The organism is Rhodococcus sp. BH4 (genome assembly GCF_002079265.1).
Lineage (GTDB): Bacteria > Actinomycetota > Actinomycetes > Mycobacteriales > Mycobacteriaceae > Rhodococcus_F > Rhodococcus_F qingshengii.
Genome location: NZ_CP014941.1, coordinates 142,955 through 161,900 on the forward strand (window position 1 = coordinate 142,955; position 18,946 = coordinate 161,900).

Genomic DNA, 18,946 nt, shown 5'->3' on the forward strand with positions numbered 1-18,946 from the left:
ACTACTCGAATACCGCTGCTGCGCCGATCACCACGACAACGATCACGAAGTTGATCAGTAGCAGTGGCCAGACGAAGCGCAGGAACTTGTCGTAGCCGACCTTCGCCATGGCCAACCCGCCGACAACGACGACGTTGGTCGGGGCAACCATCAGCATCAGGCCGTGGCCCATCTGGAAGGCGGTGATGACGAGTGCTCGGCTGACTCCGGCAAAGTCGCCCAGCGGTGCGAGCAGCGGCATCGCCAGGGTGGCGTGACCGGAACTGGACGGGATCAGGAACGCCAGCGGGATGTTGACGAGCATCACCAGGATCGCGAAGACCCCCGCCGAAGCGCCGCTGACCAATTGCTCCATCGCGTTGAGGATGGTGTCGAGGGTTTCGGTGTTGGTCATGATCACCGAGACGCCGCGAGCGAGCAGGATGACGATCGCCGGTCCGACCATGTCGCCGGCTCCACGCGTGATCAGGGAGACGATCTTCTTCTCACCCATCTTCGCGACTATGCCGACGAGAACGGCGGCGAGGATGAACAGCATCGCCAATTGCGGGAACCACCAGTTCAACTCGAACCAGTAGGGCTCGGTTGCCGTGACGTGGTACGCGTCGTACTCGGCCGGACCGGTGGTGGCGCCGAAGATGCTCGACCACGGGATGACGGAGAAGATCATCAGTCCGAAGGTGAGTCCGGTGATGAGCAGTACCAGCTTCTGAGTTCCGGTGAGCTTGCCGTCGATGTCCACCGGCTCGGCCGGCTCTTCGTCTTCGTCGTCCGCGATGTCGAAACCGACAAGCGACTTGGACGGATCCTTCTTCACCTTTGCGGCGTAGCGGAGAACGAATACCACTGCCACAGCGGTCAATATGATCCACAGGATCACGCGCAGCACGATGCCGTCACCGATGGAGACGCCTGCCTCACCGGAGGCGACGCCGATCGAGAACGGATTGACGGTCGACGCCATGTTTCCGACCAGAGCGCCGAGGATGATCATGGTGGCCGCGACCATGCGGTCGTAGCCCAGTGCCGTCATCAGCGGTATGAGCAGGGCGTAGAAGCCGAACGTCTCGACCGAGAAGCCCATTGTCGAACCGAGCAGTGAGAACAGCACCATGATGACGGTGATGAGCAACCAGCCCTTGTCGCTGAGCTTGGTAGCCAGCTGGGAGACAGCGGTTTCGAGACTGCGGGTGGCAAAGCTGACCGAGATGAACGCACCGAGCGCCATGATGAAGAGGACTACGCCGACGGAACCGAAGAGCCGTCCGATGTTGTCGGTGTCGACGAACCCGGTGATCGAATCCTGTACGCCGTAGAGGCCGTTGACGGGGGAGAGGATCAGTTGCTGGATTCGTTCCCAGAACGACAGCGGAGACGTGACGGTTTCGAAGCTGCCGGGAACGGGTGAGCCGTCCACGTCGACGCCGAAGCGTCCGGCCGGAATGAACAGTGCCGCAATCCATACCAGGACGGTGACGATCGCGAGCATCGTGACCGCGCCGGGGAACTCGAATTTCTTCTTGGCCGGAGTAGGTGCGGACCCCGTGTCGGTTTCGGTGCTCATTTCTTCCCCTCGAAGGTGTCGGCGTACTCCTGGAAGAACAGTGCTTTGGCGACGACGGCCTTCTCGAGCTCGTCGAGCAGGACGCGTTCGTTGGGGCCGTGGATGTTCGCGTAACCGTCGGTGGCGCCGAACAACAGCTTCTCGGCGGTGGGCACTGCTGTATCCAAGGCCATCACGAGGGGGATCGAGCCGCCGCCTGCCATCAGCCCGGCCGGCTCACCCCACGACTGCGATAGTGCAGACAATGCCGCGTCGAAGGCCGGTCCACCTTCGGCTGCCGCAAACCCGTCGCCGGTTTCTCCCGCGGTGACGGTCAGTTGCAAACCGAAGGGGCGCAGGGCTTCCAGGTGCCGGACCAGAGCAGCCTGCGCCTCGGTGGCAGGTTGGCGCGGGTGTACGCGCAGATTGATCACGGCGCGGGCCGTGCTTGCGACGGCGTTGACCGCACCGTCCACAGGGGGAGCGTCGATTCCCGTCACGGTGATGGCCGGGCCCGACCAGATGCGTTCGCCGATGCCGCCGGTTCCGAGCAGCGGAAGCCCGTCACGGATCTCGGCGAGGGTGCGGAACTCGTCCTCGGTGTATGAACTGCCGGTCCACGGTTCGCGCATGAGGCCGTCGACCGCCACGTCACCGTTGTCGTCGTGCAGCGACGCCAGTGCGCGGATGAGCGCGAGGCGGGCGTCCGGTGCGGCGCCGCCGTAGAGGCCGTTGTGCTTGTCGGCTCCGAGAGTGGTGAGTTCGACGATCACCTGGGCCGATCCGCGCAGTGCGACGGTCAGGGTCGGTGATCCGGGTCGAACGCTCCCGACGTCGGCGATGACCATTGCGTCGGCCGCAAACAATTCGGGGGCTTCCGGCGGATAGTTGTCGAAGGGGCTGCCGAATTCTTCCTGGCCTTCGATGACGAGCTTGACCGTCACTGGCGGCTTTCCGTCGAAGACGCGAAGCGCGCCGATCATGCCGATGACGTTTGCCTTCGAATCTGCCGTACCGCGGCCGTAAATCGCGCCGTCACGCTTGCTCGGTTCGAAAGGCGGTGAATCCCAGAGTTCGACGTCGTCGGCGGGAACGACGTCGTAATGCGAATACATCAATACGGTCGGGGCTCCCTCTGGACCGGGAACTGTTGCAATGATGACCGGCGCAGTTTTACCTGTTATTTCGAGTTTCTCTATCTTCGTGACTCCGGACTTCTCCAATAGAGAAACGATCAGGTCGTGAGCCTCGAACAGGGGCTCGCTGGGGAAACCTTCTGTTGCTATCGACGGAATACGAACAAGTTCGACGAGTTCCGACTCCAGTGCCGGCATCAAAGCTGCAACTGTTTCCTTGATTGTGGAATAGGAGGGCGAGGCGGATTCTTCCGGCACGGAATTGACTCCTTCTGGGAAAGGCGAAAAACATTAGAGGCAGAGTCTTACACCCGATATGCGGGGTGTGAAAGGGTGACCCGAACAAAAAGCCGAAGTGGGGCGCCGGGCTCGCGATTCTTGACATTGACGTCAACGTCAACACACACTGTGACGGTGACCACCAGTGAAACGCAGGAGCGAGCGCGGACAGCCCGCAAACTCGGCGACGGTCCACGCCGTGCCGGACTGCTCGACACCGCTGCCCTCTGCTTCGGCGAACTCGGATACGACGCCGTGACGGTCGAGACGATCACGACCAGGGCTGATGTGTCCCGGGCGACCTTCTACGCGTACTTCTCGTCGAAGGACGAGGTCTTCCGCGCCGTCGCCGAAATGATGTGCCGACGCTTCCTCGACGCTCAGCACATGGAGGGCCCGGCGGCCGAGGATCTACGCGAAGTTCTCCGAACGACCACGTCGGCGTTCATCACGGCCGTGTACACCTACGGTGACCTGCTCGCGGTGATCGAGCATCGGGCGCGGGTGGATTCCGAGGTCGAGCGCAGTTGGTCGGCGGTTCGCGAAAAGCTCGTGAGCCGCTACGTCCGGTTTGTCGAACGGATTCGACGGGTTCACGACGTAGATCCCTGTGTTTCGCCCCCGGTGCTCGTTCAGATGATCTCGGACGCACAGATGGCCGGTGGAGCACGACTGAGTAAGGCGAGTGTCGAAGAGCAGAACCAGTTCATTGCAGATATGACGACGATGTCCGAGCGGTTGATCGGGTTCGAAGAGTCGAAATAGATTTCTTTTACGAATGGAGTGATCGGTGGCAGAACAAGACGTGCTCGAAGCGGCTCTGGCGGAGATCTCTGCGCTGCAACACGCGCATTGGCCCGCCGGCATTCCCCGCGCCGTCGAGTATCCGCTCGAAGGTGGGGGACTTGTCGATTACTTGCGGCATTGGGCGATCGAGCGGCCGGATACTCCTGCCATCGTCTTCTACGGCCGGGTCATCACGTATTCCGAATACGACGAGCTTTCGGATCGTTTTGCCGGATGGCTGCTGTCACTCGGAGTCGAACGCGGCGATCGCGTCGGCGTTCACCTGGTCAATTGCCCTCAGTTCCATATCGCGATGCTCGGCATTCTCAAGGTCGGTGCGGTTCACGTGCCGATCAATCCACTCTTCCGTGAACATGAATTGATTCACGAACTCAACGATGCCGGCGTCAAGGTCCTACTGACGCAGAACACCTTCTCGAAGTTGGTGAAGAAGGTTCGCTCACAGACTCCACTCGAACACGTCGCGAAGACTGCAGTGTCGGACATGCTGACGGCGATCCCGACCGTCGAACTGCCCTTCGAGGTCGACGATCCGCGCCTGAGCGACTGGCAGTCGATCATCACCAGTGAGCGGGCGACTCCTGTCGCCACCGAACTCGATTCCCTCGCCGCCCTGAACTACACGGGCGGAACGACGGGAATGCCCAAGGGCTGTGAGCACACTCAGCGCCACATGGTTTACACCGCGGCCACCGCGACGCTTGCGGGCGGTGACCAGGTGGGTGCCAATCCGCCGGTGTCCCTGGTGTTTCTGCCGATCTTCTGGATCGCAGGTGAGGACTTCGGCATCCTGGTTCCGCTCGTCAACGGCGGAACCGTGGTCCTGCTGAATCGTTGGGATGCGGAGACCACGCTCGACGCTGTCGAGGCTTACGGCGTGACCTCGCTGGTCGGAACTGTCGACAATTACGTCGAACTGATGGACACGCCAGGATTCGCGGAGCGAAATCTCTCGACACTCCAGAACGTCATGGCAGTTTCGTTCGTTCTCAAACTCGATCCGGCCACGCGCCAGCGGTGGCGCGAGGCTACCGGCGGCGTTCTGCGCGAAGCGAGCTACGGCATGACCGAAACCCACACCGCGGACACGATCACCCTCGGCTTCCAGGACGGCGACTACGACCTGAAAAGCGAGCCGGTGTTCTGCGGAATTCCGGTGCCCGGCACCGACGTTCTGATCGTCGATCACGACGGCAGGCCGGTTCCCGTCGGCGAGCACGGGCAGATCATCGTGCGCAGCCCATCCATCCTTTCCGCGTACTACCGCAACGAGGGGGCCACCGCCGACGCCATCCGTGACGGCTGGCTGCAGACCGGTGACGTCGGAAAGTTCAGTGAGCGTGGCGGTTTGCACTATTTGGCGCGGAACAAGGAAATGATCAAGACCAACGGCATGAGTGTCTTTCCCTCCGAGGTGGAAGCGCTGCTCATGCTGCACCCGGCGATCGAAAAGGCTGCGGTGGTGCCGAAACCGGACCCGGACAAGGGGCAGGTGGCTTTTGCGTTTGTCCAACTGGTCGAGGGTTCCGACACTGTGGCCGACGAGATCGTCTCGTGGGCGAAGGAGAACATGGCCACGTACAAGGTGCCCGAAGTGGAAGTGCTCGAGGCGCTTCCGATGACAGCGACAGGAAAGGTGCGCAAGGGCGATCTGTTCGAGCGCACTCAGGGGGACAAGTGAGACTGCTGATTGCGAACCGCGGCGAAATTGCGCTGCGGATCATTCGAACTGCCCGTGAACTCGGGATCGAGACGGTGTCGGTGTACGCCGAGGACGACGCGTCCAGTCCGCACGTCGCGGCGGCCACGGAGTCGGTGCCGCTCGGAGCGTCGGGCGCATCCGCGTATCTCGATCAGGGGGCTTTGCTGAAGATCGCGGCCGAAACAGGCGCCACGCACGTGCACCCAGGTTACGGGTTCCTCAGTGAGAACGCCGAATTCGCGCAGGCGTGTACCGAGGCGGGCATCGTCTTCGTCGGCCCGGACGCCCAGGTTCTCCGGACTTTCGGCGACAAGGCCAGTGCCCGCACCGCGGCTGTCGACTCAGGAGTGCCGGTCCTGCCGTCGACATCGGCGAACGCCGACCTCGACGAGGTGCGTGAATTCTTCGAGCGCAATTCCCGCGGGATCATGATCAAGGCGCTCAGCGGCGGCGGTGGCCGCGGCATGCGCGCGGTGCGTGACCCGAAAGCACTCGACGACGCGTACCGTGTGTGTGCGGCCGAAGCCCAGTCGGGATTCGGCAGTTCGGCACTGTTCGCCGAGGTACTCAGTGAGCACGCTCGGCACATCGAAGTGCAGATCGTGGCGGCACCGGGGCAAGGTGGAACCCACGCGCTCGCTCTGGGTGACCGCGATTGCAGCGTCCAACGTCGCCATCAGAAGTTGATCGAGGTTGCGCCCGCGCAGGGGCTGTCGGGGGCCCTGCGCGATCGTCTTCACGCTGCGGCGGCGAGGCTGTGCGCCGAGGTCGGCTACCGCGGCATCGCGACGGTCGAGTTCCTCGTCGAGGAACGCGGCTTCGTCTTCCTCGAGGTCAATCCCCGAATTCAGGTGGAGCACACGGTGACCGAGGAGGTCACCGGAGTCGACCTCGTCTCCGTGCAGCTCGCGATCGCGGACGGAGTTCCGTTCGAGAACTTGGACTTGCCAACAGGGATCATCGCTGTCGAGAAGGGCTCGGAGACAGTCGGATCCGTGGCAAACGCTTCGGGAATCGCGATCCAGACCCGCGTCAACATGGAAACCATGACGCCGGACGGCAATGCGTTGCCCTCGTCGGGCACGCTCGACAACTTCACTCCTCCGGGCGGGCCCGGCGTGCGAGTGGACACCTTCGGTACGGTCGGACTCTCGCCGAGTGCGCGTTACGATTCGCTCTTGGCAAAGGTGATCACCCACACGCGTCGATCGGATTTCCCTGCCGCGGTGCGCAAGTCGATTGCCGCTTTGAGTGAGTTCGCCATCGGCGGCGTAGCGACCAACATCGAGTTCCTGCAGGCAATACTGTCGGACAAGGACTTCCGCGACGGCCTGGTCGACGTCGACTGGTTGGGTTCTCGATTGGCGGACCTCGTCCCCGACGTTGGCCCACAAACGCCCTCCTCGTCTGTGGACGTGGCACCGGACGAGGATGTGGTCCGTGCACAGATGGCGGGCATCGTCGTCGAACTCGCGGCAGTCGGTGACGGCGTCCATGCGGGTGGCCAGGTTGCCGTCCTCGAGGCGATGAAGATGCAGCATGTTCTCTCGGCGCCCGGTGATCTCGAAGTGGTCCGGGTCCTGTCGTCACCGGGGAGGTCGGTGGGTGCGGGCGAACCGTTGCTCGTCGTCCGTAGTGCAAGCGCGGGATCGAAGCTCGCCGAGGTCGACGAGGTGGACCTCGACGACGTGCGTCCCGATCTCGCGGAGATCATCGCTCGCCACGAGGTGACCCTGGACCCGGCCCGGCCCGCAGCCGTGGCGAAGCGTCACAAGCTGGGACGCCGGACTGCTCGCGAGAACGTCTACGACCTGGTCGACGACGACAGCCTGGTCGAGTACGGCGCTCTCGCGCTGGCGGCGCAGCGGAGTCGGCGAAGCGAGGAAGACCTGATCGCCAACACTCCTGCCGACGGGTTGATCGGCGGAGTGGCGACCATCAGCGGCGGCGAGAGCGTCGTGATCTCGTACGACTACTCGGTGCTCGCCGGTACCCAGGGCATGCGCAATCACGCCAAGACCGACCGCCTGCTCGAGATCGCCGATCGCAAGCGAGTTCCGGTGGTGCTGTTCGCGGAAGGTGGCGGCGGTCGCCCCGGTGACACCGACGCCGGCGCCGGGGCGGGCCTCGAGCTGGGAACCTTCCGCGCCATGGCGGCGCTGAGCGGGCGGGTGCCCATGGTCGCCGTCGTGTCCGGGCGCTGTTTCGCAGGCAACGCGGCCCTGGCCGGCGCGTGCGACGTCCTGATCGCGACACCGGACGCCAACATCGGGATGGGTGGTCCTGCCATGGTCGAGGGCGGCGGGCTCGGAAACTTTCGCCCCGAGGACATCGGCCCCATCGACGTGCAGCGCCGCAACGGCGTCGTACACCTGGTCGCTGACGACGACGCTCATGCGGTGGCGCTGGCCAAGCAGTACCTCGGCTACTTCCAGGGTGCGAGCGGAGAGTGGACCGCTCCGGATCCGCGGCTCTCGCGGCATGTGGTGCCGGAGAATCGCCTGCGCTCGTACGACGTTCGTGGAGCGATCGACGCAATCGCGGACGTCGACAGCGTCCTGGAACTGCGTCGAGACTACGGACGCGGTGTAGTAACCGCACTCGTTCGTGTCGAAGGAGTTCCGTACGGTGTGCTGGCGAACAGCAGCGAGCATCTCGGCGGCGCGATCGACGCGGAAGCCTCGGACAAGGCTTCGGATTTCCTGGAACTGCTCGAAGCGCACCGCATCCCTCTGGTGACGCTGTGCGACACACCGGGATTCATGGTGGGCCCGGATTCGGAGGAGGAGGCGACGGTTCGAAGGTTCGGCAGGTTCTTCGTTGCCGGTGCTCGCCTCACCGTGCCGTTCGGAACGATCATCCTGCGCAAGGGTTACGGGTTGGGCGCCATGGCAATGGCCGGTGGTTCCTTCCACGCCCCCGAGTTCACGGTCGCGTGGCCGACGGGCGAGATCGGGCCGATGGGTCTGGAAGGTGCTGTGCGTCTCGGTTTCCGCAAGGAACTCGAGTCCGTCGAAGATCCGGTGGCTCGGGAAACGCTGTTCGGTCAGTTCGTGGAACTGGCCTACGCACAGGGCAAGGCGCTGATGGCGGCGACCACGTTCGAACTGGACGACGTCATCGATCCGGCCGATACCCGCGGATGGATCAGACAACTCTGCAGAAACAGTTGAGATCCTGCTGATTCGAGCTGTTGCCGCACGTGGGCGGGGCAACTAGCCTTGCCCACGTGTCGGCTGCGCGAGATAACGTCCTGATCATTCATTGGCACGACCTGGGGCGGCACCTCGCGAGTTACGGTGTCGCCGGGGTCAACAGCCCCCATCTCGACCGGCTGGCGGCAGAAGGCATCCGGTTCACCGACGCACACGCGACGGCGCCGCTGTGCTCGCCTTCGCGCGGATCGCTCTTCTCGGGCAGGTATCCGCACAACAACGGTCTGATCGGGTTGGCGCACCACGGCTGGGAGTACCACGCTGAGGTGCAGACGCTCCCGCAGATCCTCTCCGACAACGGTTGGTACACCTCGCTCTTCGGCATGCAGCACGAGACTGCGTATCCGAAGCGACTGGGCTACCACGAGTACGACGTCACCAACTCGTTCTGCGACTACGTGGTTCCGCGTGCCCAGAACTGGCTACGACGCTTCCCGCCCGAGCCGTTCCTGCTCACCACGGGATTCTTCGAAACGCATCGCCCGTACCCCGCCGATCGCTATACCCCGGCGGACACCGCAGCCCTGGAGGTCCCCGGATACCTTCCGGACGTGCCACAGGTGCGCGAGGATCTGGCCGAATTCCACGGCAGCGTAGAGGTGGCCGACGCCGCGGTGGGGGAACTGCTCGCGACCCTCGAGGAAGAGGGGCTCGACGAGAACACCTGGGTCTTCTTCCTCACTGATCACGGCGCGGCGTTCCCGCGTGCCAAGTCGACGCTCTACGCCCCGGGTACCGGTATTGCCTTGATCGCTCGGCCTCCCGCGCGGTATCGCAGTGGCGGAAAGGAATACGAGACACTGTTCAGCGGTGTGGACCTTGTTCCGACCATTCTCGATCTGCTTGGAATCGACGTCCCCACCGAGGTGGAAGGGCGCTCGCACGCCGATGCCCTCGTCGACCGCGGAACCGAACCGTCCGAGCCCGTTCGTACCTCCTTGTTCACGGAGAAGACCTTTCACGACAGCTTCGATCCCATTCGTGCGGTGCGCACCAAGGACTACAGCTACATCGAGAACTACGCCGTCCGCCCCGCTCTGGATCTACCGCTCGACATCGAGGACAGTCTTTCCGGAAAGGCGCTCGGCACCGAGCATCTTGCGGTACGCGCACCCCGGGAGCTGTACGACCTCCGTGCCGACCCGGACGAGAAGATCAATCTGATCGATCGACCGGAAGTCTCGGCAATTCAGGCGGAATTGTCCTCGCAGCTTCACACGTGGCGCGCCGAAACCGATGATCGTCTCCCGGACGAGGCATTGGGAAGCGCGATGGCGGTGCACCGCATGGCGGCGTACCTCGAGAAGATCGGTGTCCGACCCAACGTGCGGTCCGCCTACAGTGCGGACCGCGGTTACCTCGAGTCGGACACCGAAAACCCCTAGGGCCTTGCGGTCTCGCGCTCCTCCAACAATGCGATGACCCGCTCGACCAGTTCGTTGATGTCAGCGCCGGTTGTGTCGAATGCCAGGTCCGGGTCCTCCGGCGTCTCGTAAGGCGCGTCGATTCCGGTGAGCCCCTTCAGTTCACCCGCCCGCGCACGTGCGTACAGGCCCTTGGGATCTCGACGTTCGCATTCTTCGACGGGAGTGGTGACGGCAACTTCGAGGAAAGTGAGCCCGGCAGCTTCGTTGAGAGCGCGCGCAATCGCTCGATCCGAACGCAGCGGCGAAACCATCGACGCGATCGCCACCACGCCGGCGTCGGCGAACAGTCGAGTGAGATGCCCGACGCGTCGGATGTTCTCGGCTCGGTCTCCCGGCGAGAACCCGAGATCGTCGGAGATACCGTGGCGGACGTTGTCACCGTCCAGGAGATACGCGGTGCGTCCCGCGTCGACGAGCGCACGTTCGACAGCGACTGCGACGGTGGATTTTCCGGAGGCAGGCAGGCCGGTCAGCCAGATCGTCGCGCCCTTCTGGGTGGTAGACGCCCACCGCCGTTGACGTTCGAGTGAGGACGGATGCCACTTGATGTCGTTGCGGGTCTGCTCGCCGGGAACGACGACGCGTGGTTCGAGAATGGTGCCTGCGCCGACGGTGTCGTTGCTCTGCTCGTCGATCAGGATGAAGGCGCCAGAGTCCCGATTGTGGTCGTAGGTGTCGGCGACCACCACGGAACTGGTTCGGAGCGTGACCGTTCCGATATCGTTGAGTCCCAGTTCGACAGGGCTGTCCTGCTCGTCGAGCGTTTCAGGATCGAGACGGGTGTGCAGTTCTTGGACGGTCGCTCGCACGGTCCGGGACGTGTGTTTGAGCGCTATCCGATCGCCCGCGCGCAACGGTGTGTTGGACAACCAGCAGATCGTGGCTTCGAGTTCTCGGGCCAGAACCGGCAAATGAGCCTGCGCACCGCCGCTGACCAGAACGTCGCCACGTCCGACGTCGATGTCGTCGGCCAGTTCCACCGAAACCGACAGTGGTGCAACGGCAGTACTGCGGTTGTCGTCGAGAGTGTCCAGACTGATCACGGTGCTCTTCGATCCGGACGGCAGGACCACTACCTCGTCTCCGACGCTCAGTGTGCCTGCCGAGATCCGGCCGGTGTACCGGCGACGATTCTGCGGATCGGGGCGCGAAACCCATTGCACGGGAAGCCGAAGCTCCTCGATGTGCGTCGCGGGCGCATGGAGTTCGACGCCTTCGAGGTACTCGAGGAGCGTCGGCCCCTCGTACCACGCGGTGTTCTCGGACCGCGTCACGACATTGTCGCCGGCTTTCGCGGAGACCGGTATGGCGAGTACGTCCTCGCGTCCGACTTGCCGTGCCAAGGCCCGCAATTCTTCCTGCACCTGAGCGAATCTCGCTTCGTCGAAGTCCACCAGATCGATCTTGTTCACCACGGCTACAAGGTTCGGAACACCGAGCAGTGCGGCGATTCTGGCGTGCCGACGGGTCTGACGCAGCACGCCGGTCCTCGCGTCGACCAGCAGGACCGCTACGTGAGCATTGGATGCTCCGGTGAACATGTTGCGCGTGTAGCGTTCGTGCCCCGGGGTGTCGGCGAGTACGTAACTTCTGGTCGGAGTGGAGAAGAATCGGTACGCGACGTCGATCGTGATGCCCTGTTCACGCTCGGCACGTAGTCCGTCGGAGAGTGCAGCCAGGTCGGCGACACCGTGCTCGTCGGTCACGGAATCGAGGTGATCGGTTGGCAGACTGTCGGTGTCATGCAACAGTCGGCCGATCAGCGTGCTCTTGCCGTCGTCGACGCTACCCGCCGTGGCCAGTCGCAGGAGTTGGCGAGTGATGGTGGTCGTCATCAGAAGTAGCCCTCACGCTTTCGGTCTTCCATCGCGGCGACCGACGTTCGGTCGTCTGCGCGAGTCTCGCCTCGTTCGGAAACCGTCGCGGCCGAGATTTCGGTGACGACGTCGTCGATAGTGGTGGCGTGCGATCGAACGGCGCCGGTGATGGTCAGATCGCCGACGGTTCGATATCGCACCCACTCGGTCGTTGCCGCGGCGTTCTCGGCGTCGGTGCTGAATTCGGAAGCAGCGAGGAGCATTCCGTCGCGCTCGAATACCCTCCGCTGGTGCGCGAAATAGATGGACGGCAGTTCCAGTTCCTCCTGGGCTATGTAGCGCCAGATGTCGAGCTCGGTCCAGTTGCTCAGCGGGAAGACACGAACGGACTCGCCGCGTCTGATCCGACCGTTGTAGAGCGACCACGGTTCGGCCCGTTGCGCTCGCGGGTCCCACTGGCCGAACTCGTCACGGAAGCTGAGGACTCTTTCCTTGGCGCGCGCACGTTCCTCGTCCCGGCGGGCGCCACCGAACGCGGCGTCGAACCTTCCAGCTTCGAGAGCGTCGAGCAGGGTTCTGGTCTGCAGGCGGTTTCGCGATCCGCCGGTCTCGGTCGACTCCTGCACTCTGCCCTGGTCGATCGAATCCTGAACGGAAGCAACCAGAAGTGTGTGCCAGCCCTCCTTGATTCGACGGTCGCGAAATTCGATGACCTCCTCGAAATTGTGACCGGTGTCGACGTGCAGGACCGGGAAAGGGAGTGGGGAGGGCCGAAACGCCTTCTCGGCCAGCCGAAGCAGGACTATCGAGTCCTTGCCGGCCGAGAAGAGCAGTACCGGTCTCTCGAGTTCTGCCACCACCTCTCGAATGATGTGAACCGCTTCGGATTCGAGAACTCGGAGTTCGTCGACGACATCGGTGACGGTGCTCATGTGACGGGATATCCGTTCTGTTCGGCGTCGATGCGATAACGCTGCACCCATTCGCGGGATCGTCCGTCGCTCTGACGACGCAGCGGCGGTGGCGGGGCCAGTTGTCCGTCGAGGCCGAGGGAGATAAGGGTTTTTGCGACCACGGACTGCGGGTCTTCGGTGAGATCGCGGAACCCGACTTCGATGGGAGAGATGTCCTCTTCCTCGAACCAGCGCTTCCATTGGCGTTCCTGCTCACCGAGAATCGTCACCAGGTGCGCGATTCCGACTGCGTTGTACTGCGCACCGTCCGAGAGATTCGGTGGAGTCGCGTCGTCGCGCCAAACCTGTGTCTGCACGGCGCGCCACATCGACACAGCTTGAGCGACGACATCTTCTCGATAGACGTGGATGAATTGCAGGTCGTGATCGAGGGTGTCGTGGAGTGCGGAACGTAGGTCCGTCCCACTGCGCCAGGGCAATCCGGCCGCGCGATCGAGTAGGAGCGGCGTCTGGTTCCACATCAGCTTGCCGCCCCAGACTCCGTTGGGGGTTCGGCCGAGTTCGAGAAGTTGTGTGCGCCACTGTTCGGAGGTGCGAGTGTCCGGCGTGCCCGGGTGGAACGGGGCTAGCAGACCCAGGACGGACTCGTCCGTGACGTCTTCGAACCACTGCCTCGGTTGCGGCGATCGCGAGGTCTCGGGGAGGTACTGGAAGAACTCTTCCGGCTCACCCGCGACCCCGGTTGCTCGCAGGGATTCGACCAGCAAAGTACTGCCGCTGCGCTGCGAAGCGCAGACGAGAAACGAGCGTTGGGCCTCCGTCATGCGAGCAACGCTAAGGGGGGCCGGAAACCGCCGCAAGCTGGGAAAATAAACTCACGTAGAGGTTAAATCTCGACGTGAAACGTTAAATGTGCGGGTCACGAAATGTCGCGCTGAGGCACGTCTTACGCAGTTGTCGCAAGGGCCGCGGCAAGCCCGAATGCGATGGCCATGAAGACAACTTCACCGATGGCGCGACGCAGGGATCCGTCCGAACTCATGCGGTGTGCAGCGCTCGCGACCACCCATGTCCGGCGCCACCACCATCCCAGGGCGACGAGCAGTCCGATCGCCACGATCTTGGCGAGGATCACCCGGCCGTATGCGGTGTCGTAGAAGGCGGAGAGTGAGTCGAGTCGCACGACGGCGTTGACGATACCGGTGACGACCAGCGCGAGGACGCATCGCCAGGCGAGAGCGGAGTACTTGGGCAACCAGATCGCCCAGGCACCGCGCGACGGTACGGCAAGCGCGAGTGCGGCGAGCACGCCGAACCACAAGGCCGCAGCGAGGACGTGAACGGCGTCGAGGATCGATCCGAAGCTCTGCTGCGCCATGTGCCCGGTGATCGGGCGGGCAGCGAGCGCCAACGCGGAGACGACCAATGCCGGTGCGACGGGCACCGTCTCGGGATTGGTGAATCCGTAGATGCCGTAACAGACGACGGCAAACGCGCACGCGATGATCGCGACGCCGACGCGGCCGACGTTGACCTCGGAGACGAATGCGCCGAAGTGCCCGATGGTCAGCGAGGTGACCGGGGCGCCGTCGGCCGCTGCGGCATTGAGCACGAGGAGCGTGATCTCGGCGACGAGCCACACTGCTGCCACCGCGGTGAGCTGAGTCCACATGACGGCGGGGGTTGTTGCCGGGCGGCGTTCACTGCGGCCCATCCAGGCGAGCGTCGCGATGCCGAGCGTCAACGAACCACATCCGATCGCGAGAACGCGGACCGTGCTCGACGATTCGGGTCCCGACGGGCTGGCGAGGCCCCAGGCGATCAGGACTCCCAGCAGAGCTGTGGGTACGGCAAACAGCAACCACCACCTGTTTGCCGTACCCGTCACGCGATCAGCTCGACTTCGGCTTACGGAGCACGAAGAACAGCGCACCGCCGAACACGACGACGCCGGCGACGATGAAGATCCACACCGGCATGCTGCCGGACTCCGACTCACCCGTACTCGACGCGGCGGCAGCGCCGGGAGTGCCCGACCCCGCCTCGGTGAGGGTGAACGTCAGGGTTCCGTTGACGGGGTGACCGTCAGCGGAGGTGACGCGGTACGCGATGGTGTAGACGCCGGTCGGCCCGAGATCGCCGAGGTCTGCACTGACAGTGGGTCCTTCGACGGACGGATCGCTCTTGGTCCAGAGGTTGCCGTCCGGGCCGGTGACGGTCAGCGCCGCGAACTGTGCCTGCAGAGCCTCGTTGAACGTGACCGAAACCGTGTCAGGCGCAACTTGAATGGACGCACCGTTTTCCGGGTTGGAGCCGACCACCGCGGAGTGTGCACTGGCCGTGCCCATTCCGAGCATCGTGGCCAGCATCGCGAGCATGCCGACGGTGATGACCTTGATCCGGGTACTCATCAGCGCTTGCTCCTGACCAGTGCGCCGAGGCCGAGTGCAGCGCCCAACGCGCCGAGCACCAGGCCGACGCCGCCGAGCCAGCGGGCGGTGTTGTCCGACGAAGAGTCAGAGGCTTCGGATGCGGCGGACGTCTCGGCAGTGTTATCGGCAGAGGGGGCTCCGTGGGCATCGCCGGTGGACGCGGCGAGAGTCAGCGTCGGGGCGGGCTTGTCCGGCTCGCTGCCGTCGGCAAGCTCTTCCTGATCCCAGTTGACGACGTTGCCGTCGCTGTACGTCTGGACGGCCTTGAACTCGACCTCGTCCTGCTCCGGCAGCGGGCCGGCAGAAAGGACGAACTGCTGGAACTGGCCGGGGGCGATTCCGACGCCGGGGTCGGCGGTCCACGTCACGGACTTGGCGACCAACGAGGTGGGGTCCTTCTCCACGACGGCGGTCCAGCCGGGCATCGGTTCGGTGCGTGCCGACTTGAGGTCGGGGAGCGCCACCGTCAGTTTGGTGGTCGAAGCGGTGTCGGATTCGGTGGGCACGCGGAACGTGAGAACGGAGTATCCGCCCTGCGCAGCTCCTGGTGCGACGACGCTGACGTGTGCTGAAGCAATTCCGGCGGCCAGCAGCACGGCGCTGCCGGTAGCGACGGTCGTGACAACCGCGCGCGAAATCAGGGTGTTCTTCATGTCGGGAAGTGTCCTCTTGGTCTGGTGAAGGGGGGCATTCTACGAATCTTCAGACCAGGGCAGGAGGACCGCGCCGCGAGATGCTGGCGCGAAGTAGAGCGTCGACAGGTCCGTGATGGATTCCGGTCGAGACGGTGTGGCCGCGGGAAGTGACAGCGGCGGGAGCCAGAGACGCCAGGACGACGTGGAGAGCGTGGGTGACAACTCGGTAGAGGCGCTCGGCGGCCAGGACCGCCACCGCACAAGCGACGGTGGCACTGGCGTGAGCACCGAGCATCACCAATCCCGGAGCGGGCGAATGAGCGTGCTCGGAGAGCGTCATGGTGGTGTGCGCGGCCAACTGACCCAGACCCAGAGCAACGATCAAGGCAGCGGGCCCCCGTGAGAGGGCGGGAAGGGTGGCCGTCACGGCGCCGACGGTTGCGCAGACGGCGAGCAACAGGGTCAGCGACGACGACTGTGGCAGCTCGCCTCCGCCGATCCCGTGCGCGGCGACAGCGAGAGCAGCCGAAGCGGAACCGACAGCTGTCCCCCGGAGGGTCGCGGTCTGCTCGGCTGCTCTCACTGGAGTTCTCAGGTCTAGCGCACGCCGAGACGTGCGAGCAGATCTGCTTCGACGCCGTCGAGTTCGGAAGAAATCGCCTGGTGAGCTGCTTTACGGCGAGCCTGCGGCATCTGCTCGGCAGCGCGAACTGCCGTGCTGAGGTCGCCGAGGCGCTCACGGATGGCGGCGGCGAAACGCTGCGTCTCCGCGTCGTCGGGCTTGCGGCTGAGGATCTCGGTGACCGAGCTCTCGGCGCCGGCGATACGAGCGCTCAACTTCGCGCCGTGACCGGTGTAGTCACCGAGCTGGTCGACGGCGATGCCCATCTTCTGTGCACGCGTGGTGTCGAGCTGGGCGCGCACCGCCGTGGCTGCGCGGTAAGCGATCGGCAGGAGAACGGGGGCAAGCAGACGTGCCACTCCCAGGTACTTACGCACCTTGGCGACGGTCAGGCCCTGATTCGCAGCGGCCTTCTCCTGCGCCTTCAGGGTCGCGATCTGCGCCTTTTCGATCTTGTGCTGTGACTCGATCTCGGCTTTCTCCAGCTTCTTGAGCGACTTGGTCTCGACCTTGTCGCGCTTACGCTGGCTCTTGGCGTTGAGCTTCGCCTCGACCTCAGCCTTGTGCTTGAGAGCCTTTGCCTCCGCCTTGCGGGTGGCACGAGACTTTCGCTTCTTGAACAACCCCATCGAAAAGGACCCCGTTTCCAGGTGTTTGTGTGTTGCCAGGTACCTGCGCTTCGGCTTCAGCCTAGGGGAGCACATAATCTTCGTCATCGTGTGTTCCGTTAACAACCCCGCGCCCCAGCTCCCGATCATCGATTCGGGGGCGTTGACCCGATGCCGTCATCGGGTGCGTCTGGACGGGTTGTTTCCCGGGAAATCGGCTTCGGAACCCGTCGACACCGGCATCAAGCAGCGCCAGGATGCCGCGATCGCGAAGCGCGCGGAGATCGCCGAACTCGTGATCGGCGCTGCTCCCGAGCGTTGGGTGAAGATCAACCCTGATCAATCGGCGTCGGCTCAGGCTCGCGACACCTTGGCTGCCTGTGAGGCCGGCGCGGACCGGATCTGGGGCGCGGTCTTGCCGGTCGAGCGCGACACCGGACGCAAGGGCCGCTGCGAAATGCTCATCCGTGACGACGAGGGTGGTGGGTACATCCCCGTCATTGTCGTCAATCACAAGGTGACCGATCCGGGTCAGGGCGCGATCACCTCGGGGCTCTTCGAATGGGAGCCCGTGGTCGATCCCAAACGCAAGGTCCGCAGTCAGGTCCGCGATCAGATGCGCGTCGCGCAGGTCTATCGGATGCTCGAGCGTCGTGGGCTGGCGAGCCCGTCGCTCACGGCCGGGGCGATCGGATACAACGGAGACTGCATCCTCGTTCACGACCTCAGTGCCGTTCTCGACGATTACGACGAGCGTTTCGCCGACCGTATCGCTGTGGCCCGCGGTGAGGTGCTGACGTCTCCGTCACAGGTGAGCGAGTGCAAGTCGTGTCCGTGGTGGACCGAATGCAAGCAGGAGTTGGTCCGCAACCGCGACGTCAGCCTGGTGGCTGTCGGATCGCGGGCCGAGCTTCTGCGCGACGTGGGCTGCAACACGATCGATCAGCTGGCCGCCTGGGACGGTGAGCCGCTAGAGGATTGGCCGCACGGAAATTTCGACGACGCAGTAGTGATCGCCAAGGCGTGGTTGGTGGATGCTCCGTTGGTGCGGCGGTTCGAGAAAATCTCGGTGACTCGGGCGGACATCGAGATCGACGTCGACATGGAGAGCTATCAGGAGCACGGCGCCTACCTGTGGGGGACGTTGCTCAATGTCGGTGGCTTCTCGATGTATCGAGGATTTGCGACGTGGGACCCGTTGCCGACACGTGACGAGGCGCGGTCGTTCGCAGAGTTCTGGGGCTGGCTGATGGCGGAGCGTGCCGCAGCCGCCGCTTCGGGTAAAACCTTTGCCGCGTACTGCTATTCGCGTTCGGCCGAGGACAAATGGTTGTTGGACTCGGCGCGCAGGTTTGCCGGTGAACCCGGGATTCCGAGTAAGGACGAGATCCGCGAGTTCATCGACAGTCCGCAGTGGGTCGACATCTATCAAGCGGTGAGTGATCAGTTCATCTGCCCGAACGGCAAGGGACTCAAGAAGATTGCCCCCGTTGCCGGATTCAACTGGCGTGACGCCGAGGCCGGGGGTGAAGCGTCGATGGCGTGGTACCGCGAGGCGGTCGGCTACGACGGTGAGCCGGACGAGACGCAGCGGACACGCATCCTGCAGTACAACGAGGACGACGTCATTGCCACCAAGGTCCTCCGTGAGTGGATGACGGACCGCGCGGAGAAGGAAATTCCGCTGGCTTCCGAGTTGTAGCGCTGATCCGTTCTGTCGCGATTGTCTGAAACATCCTATTTAACAGTATGTTTCAACTCGTAGTTTCTCGTCATCGTGTGTCCGGAACCCGCATCCGCGCTACCTTC

The 18,946-nt window shown here is 63.9% G+C and carries 15 protein-coding genes; 5 read left to right on the forward strand and 10 right to left on the reverse strand.

Annotated features, from left to right (window positions below; translation table 11 throughout):
* Nucleotide 1 precedes the first annotated feature (1 nt).
* Together A0W34_RS00715 and A0W34_RS00720 are read right to left on the reverse strand one after the other, a co-directional pair.
* The gene (locus A0W34_RS00715) at nt 2-1,564 is read right to left on the reverse strand and encodes a YfcC family protein (RefSeq protein ID WP_064688019.1); all 1,563 of its coding nucleotides are present in this window, start codon (nt 1,562-1,564) and stop codon (nt 2-4) included.
* Nucleotides 1,561-2,937, reverse strand: a complete 1,377-nt coding sequence (locus A0W34_RS00720; protein ID WP_080726737.1) for a M20/M25/M40 family metallo-hydrolase — start codon at nt 2,935-2,937, stop codon at nt 1,561-1,563. Before A0W34_RS00720 ends, A0W34_RS00715 begins: the two co-directional genes overlap by 4 nt.
* Before the next feature lie 150 nt (nt 2,938-3,087).
* Between A0W34_RS00720 and A0W34_RS00725 the strand changes: the two genes are divergently transcribed.
* The 4 genes from A0W34_RS00725 to A0W34_RS00740 are packed head-to-tail and all read left to right on the forward strand — an operon-like array spanning nt 3,088 to nt 10,067.
* Nucleotides 3,088-3,723, forward strand: a complete 636-nt coding sequence (locus A0W34_RS00725; RefSeq protein ID WP_054828442.1) for a TetR/AcrR family transcriptional regulator — start codon at nt 3,088-3,090, stop codon at nt 3,721-3,723.
* Nucleotides 3,724-3,748: 25 nt separating this feature from the next.
* Nucleotides 3,749-5,446 carry an AMP-binding protein gene (locus A0W34_RS00730; protein ID WP_081557176.1) on the forward strand — a complete coding sequence of 566 codons (1,698 nt, stop codon included), beginning with the start codon at nt 3,749-3,751 and terminating at the stop codon, nt 5,444-5,446.
* Nucleotides 5,443-8,640: a carboxyl transferase domain-containing protein gene (locus A0W34_RS00735; RefSeq protein WP_081557177.1), complete on the forward strand. Its 3,198-nt coding sequence runs from the start codon at nt 5,443-5,445 to the stop codon at nt 8,638-8,640. Before A0W34_RS00730 ends, A0W34_RS00735 begins: the two co-directional genes overlap by 4 nt.
* A 56-nt stretch (nt 8,641-8,696) precedes the next feature.
* Nucleotides 8,697-10,067, forward strand: a complete 1,371-nt coding sequence (locus A0W34_RS00740) for a sulfatase family protein (RefSeq protein ID WP_003944134.1) — start codon at nt 8,697-8,699, stop codon at nt 10,065-10,067.
* Here A0W34_RS00740 and cysC read toward each other — a convergent pair.
* The 8 genes from cysC to A0W34_RS00780 form a co-directional block, all read right to left on the reverse strand.
* Nucleotides 10,064-11,944 carry an adenylyl-sulfate kinase gene (gene cysC / locus A0W34_RS00745; RefSeq protein WP_073513186.1) on the reverse strand — a complete coding sequence of 627 codons (1,881 nt, stop codon included), beginning with the start codon at nt 11,942-11,944 and terminating at the stop codon, nt 10,064-10,066. The genes A0W34_RS00740 and cysC overlap by 4 nt on opposite strands.
* Nucleotides 11,944-12,858, reverse strand: a complete 915-nt coding sequence (cysD, locus tag A0W34_RS00750) for a sulfate adenylyltransferase subunit CysD (RefSeq protein ID WP_081557178.1) — start codon at nt 12,856-12,858, stop codon at nt 11,944-11,946. Before cysD ends, cysC begins: the two co-directional genes overlap by 1 nt.
* On the reverse strand, nt 12,855-13,664 hold the full coding sequence (gene stf0 / locus A0W34_RS00755; RefSeq protein ID WP_007735934.1) for a trehalose 2-sulfotransferase: 810 nt from the start codon (nt 13,662-13,664) through the stop codon (nt 12,855-12,857). Before stf0 ends, cysD begins: the two co-directional genes overlap by 4 nt.
* Before the next feature lie 122 nt (nt 13,665-13,786).
* Nucleotides 13,787-14,728: a copper resistance D family protein gene (locus tag A0W34_RS00760; protein ID WP_003944164.1), complete on the reverse strand. Its 942-nt coding sequence runs from the start codon at nt 14,726-14,728 to the stop codon at nt 13,787-13,789.
* 4 nt (nt 14,729-14,732) lie between these two features.
* Complete coding sequence (locus A0W34_RS00765; RefSeq protein ID WP_064073620.1) at nt 14,733-15,251, reverse strand: copper resistance CopC family protein; 519 nt, start codon at nt 15,249-15,251, stop codon at nt 14,733-14,735.
* On the reverse strand, nt 15,251-15,925 hold the full coding sequence (locus A0W34_RS00770; protein WP_003944147.1) for a YcnI family copper-binding membrane protein: 675 nt from the start codon (nt 15,923-15,925) through the stop codon (nt 15,251-15,253). The genes A0W34_RS00765 and A0W34_RS00770 overlap by 1 nt, the downstream gene beginning before the upstream one ends.
* A gap of 49 nt (nt 15,926-15,974) precedes the next feature.
* The gene (locus tag A0W34_RS00775; RefSeq protein ID WP_030535865.1) at nt 15,975-16,490 is read right to left on the reverse strand and encodes a hypothetical protein; all 516 of its coding nucleotides are present in this window, start codon (nt 16,488-16,490) and stop codon (nt 15,975-15,977) included.
* Between the two features lie 14 nt (nt 16,491-16,504).
* Entirely contained in the window at nt 16,505-17,158 is a 654-nt protein-coding gene (locus A0W34_RS00780) for a DUF6474 family protein (RefSeq protein WP_003944178.1), read from the reverse strand.
* 124 nt (nt 17,159-17,282) lie between these two features.
* On the opposite strand from A0W34_RS00780, the gene A0W34_RS00785 reads away from it, so the two are divergent.
* Entirely contained in the window at nt 17,283-18,839 is a 1,557-nt protein-coding gene (locus tag A0W34_RS00785) for a TM0106 family RecB-like putative nuclease (protein WP_081558732.1), read from the forward strand.
* Nucleotides 18,840-18,946: the final 107 nt, after the last annotated feature.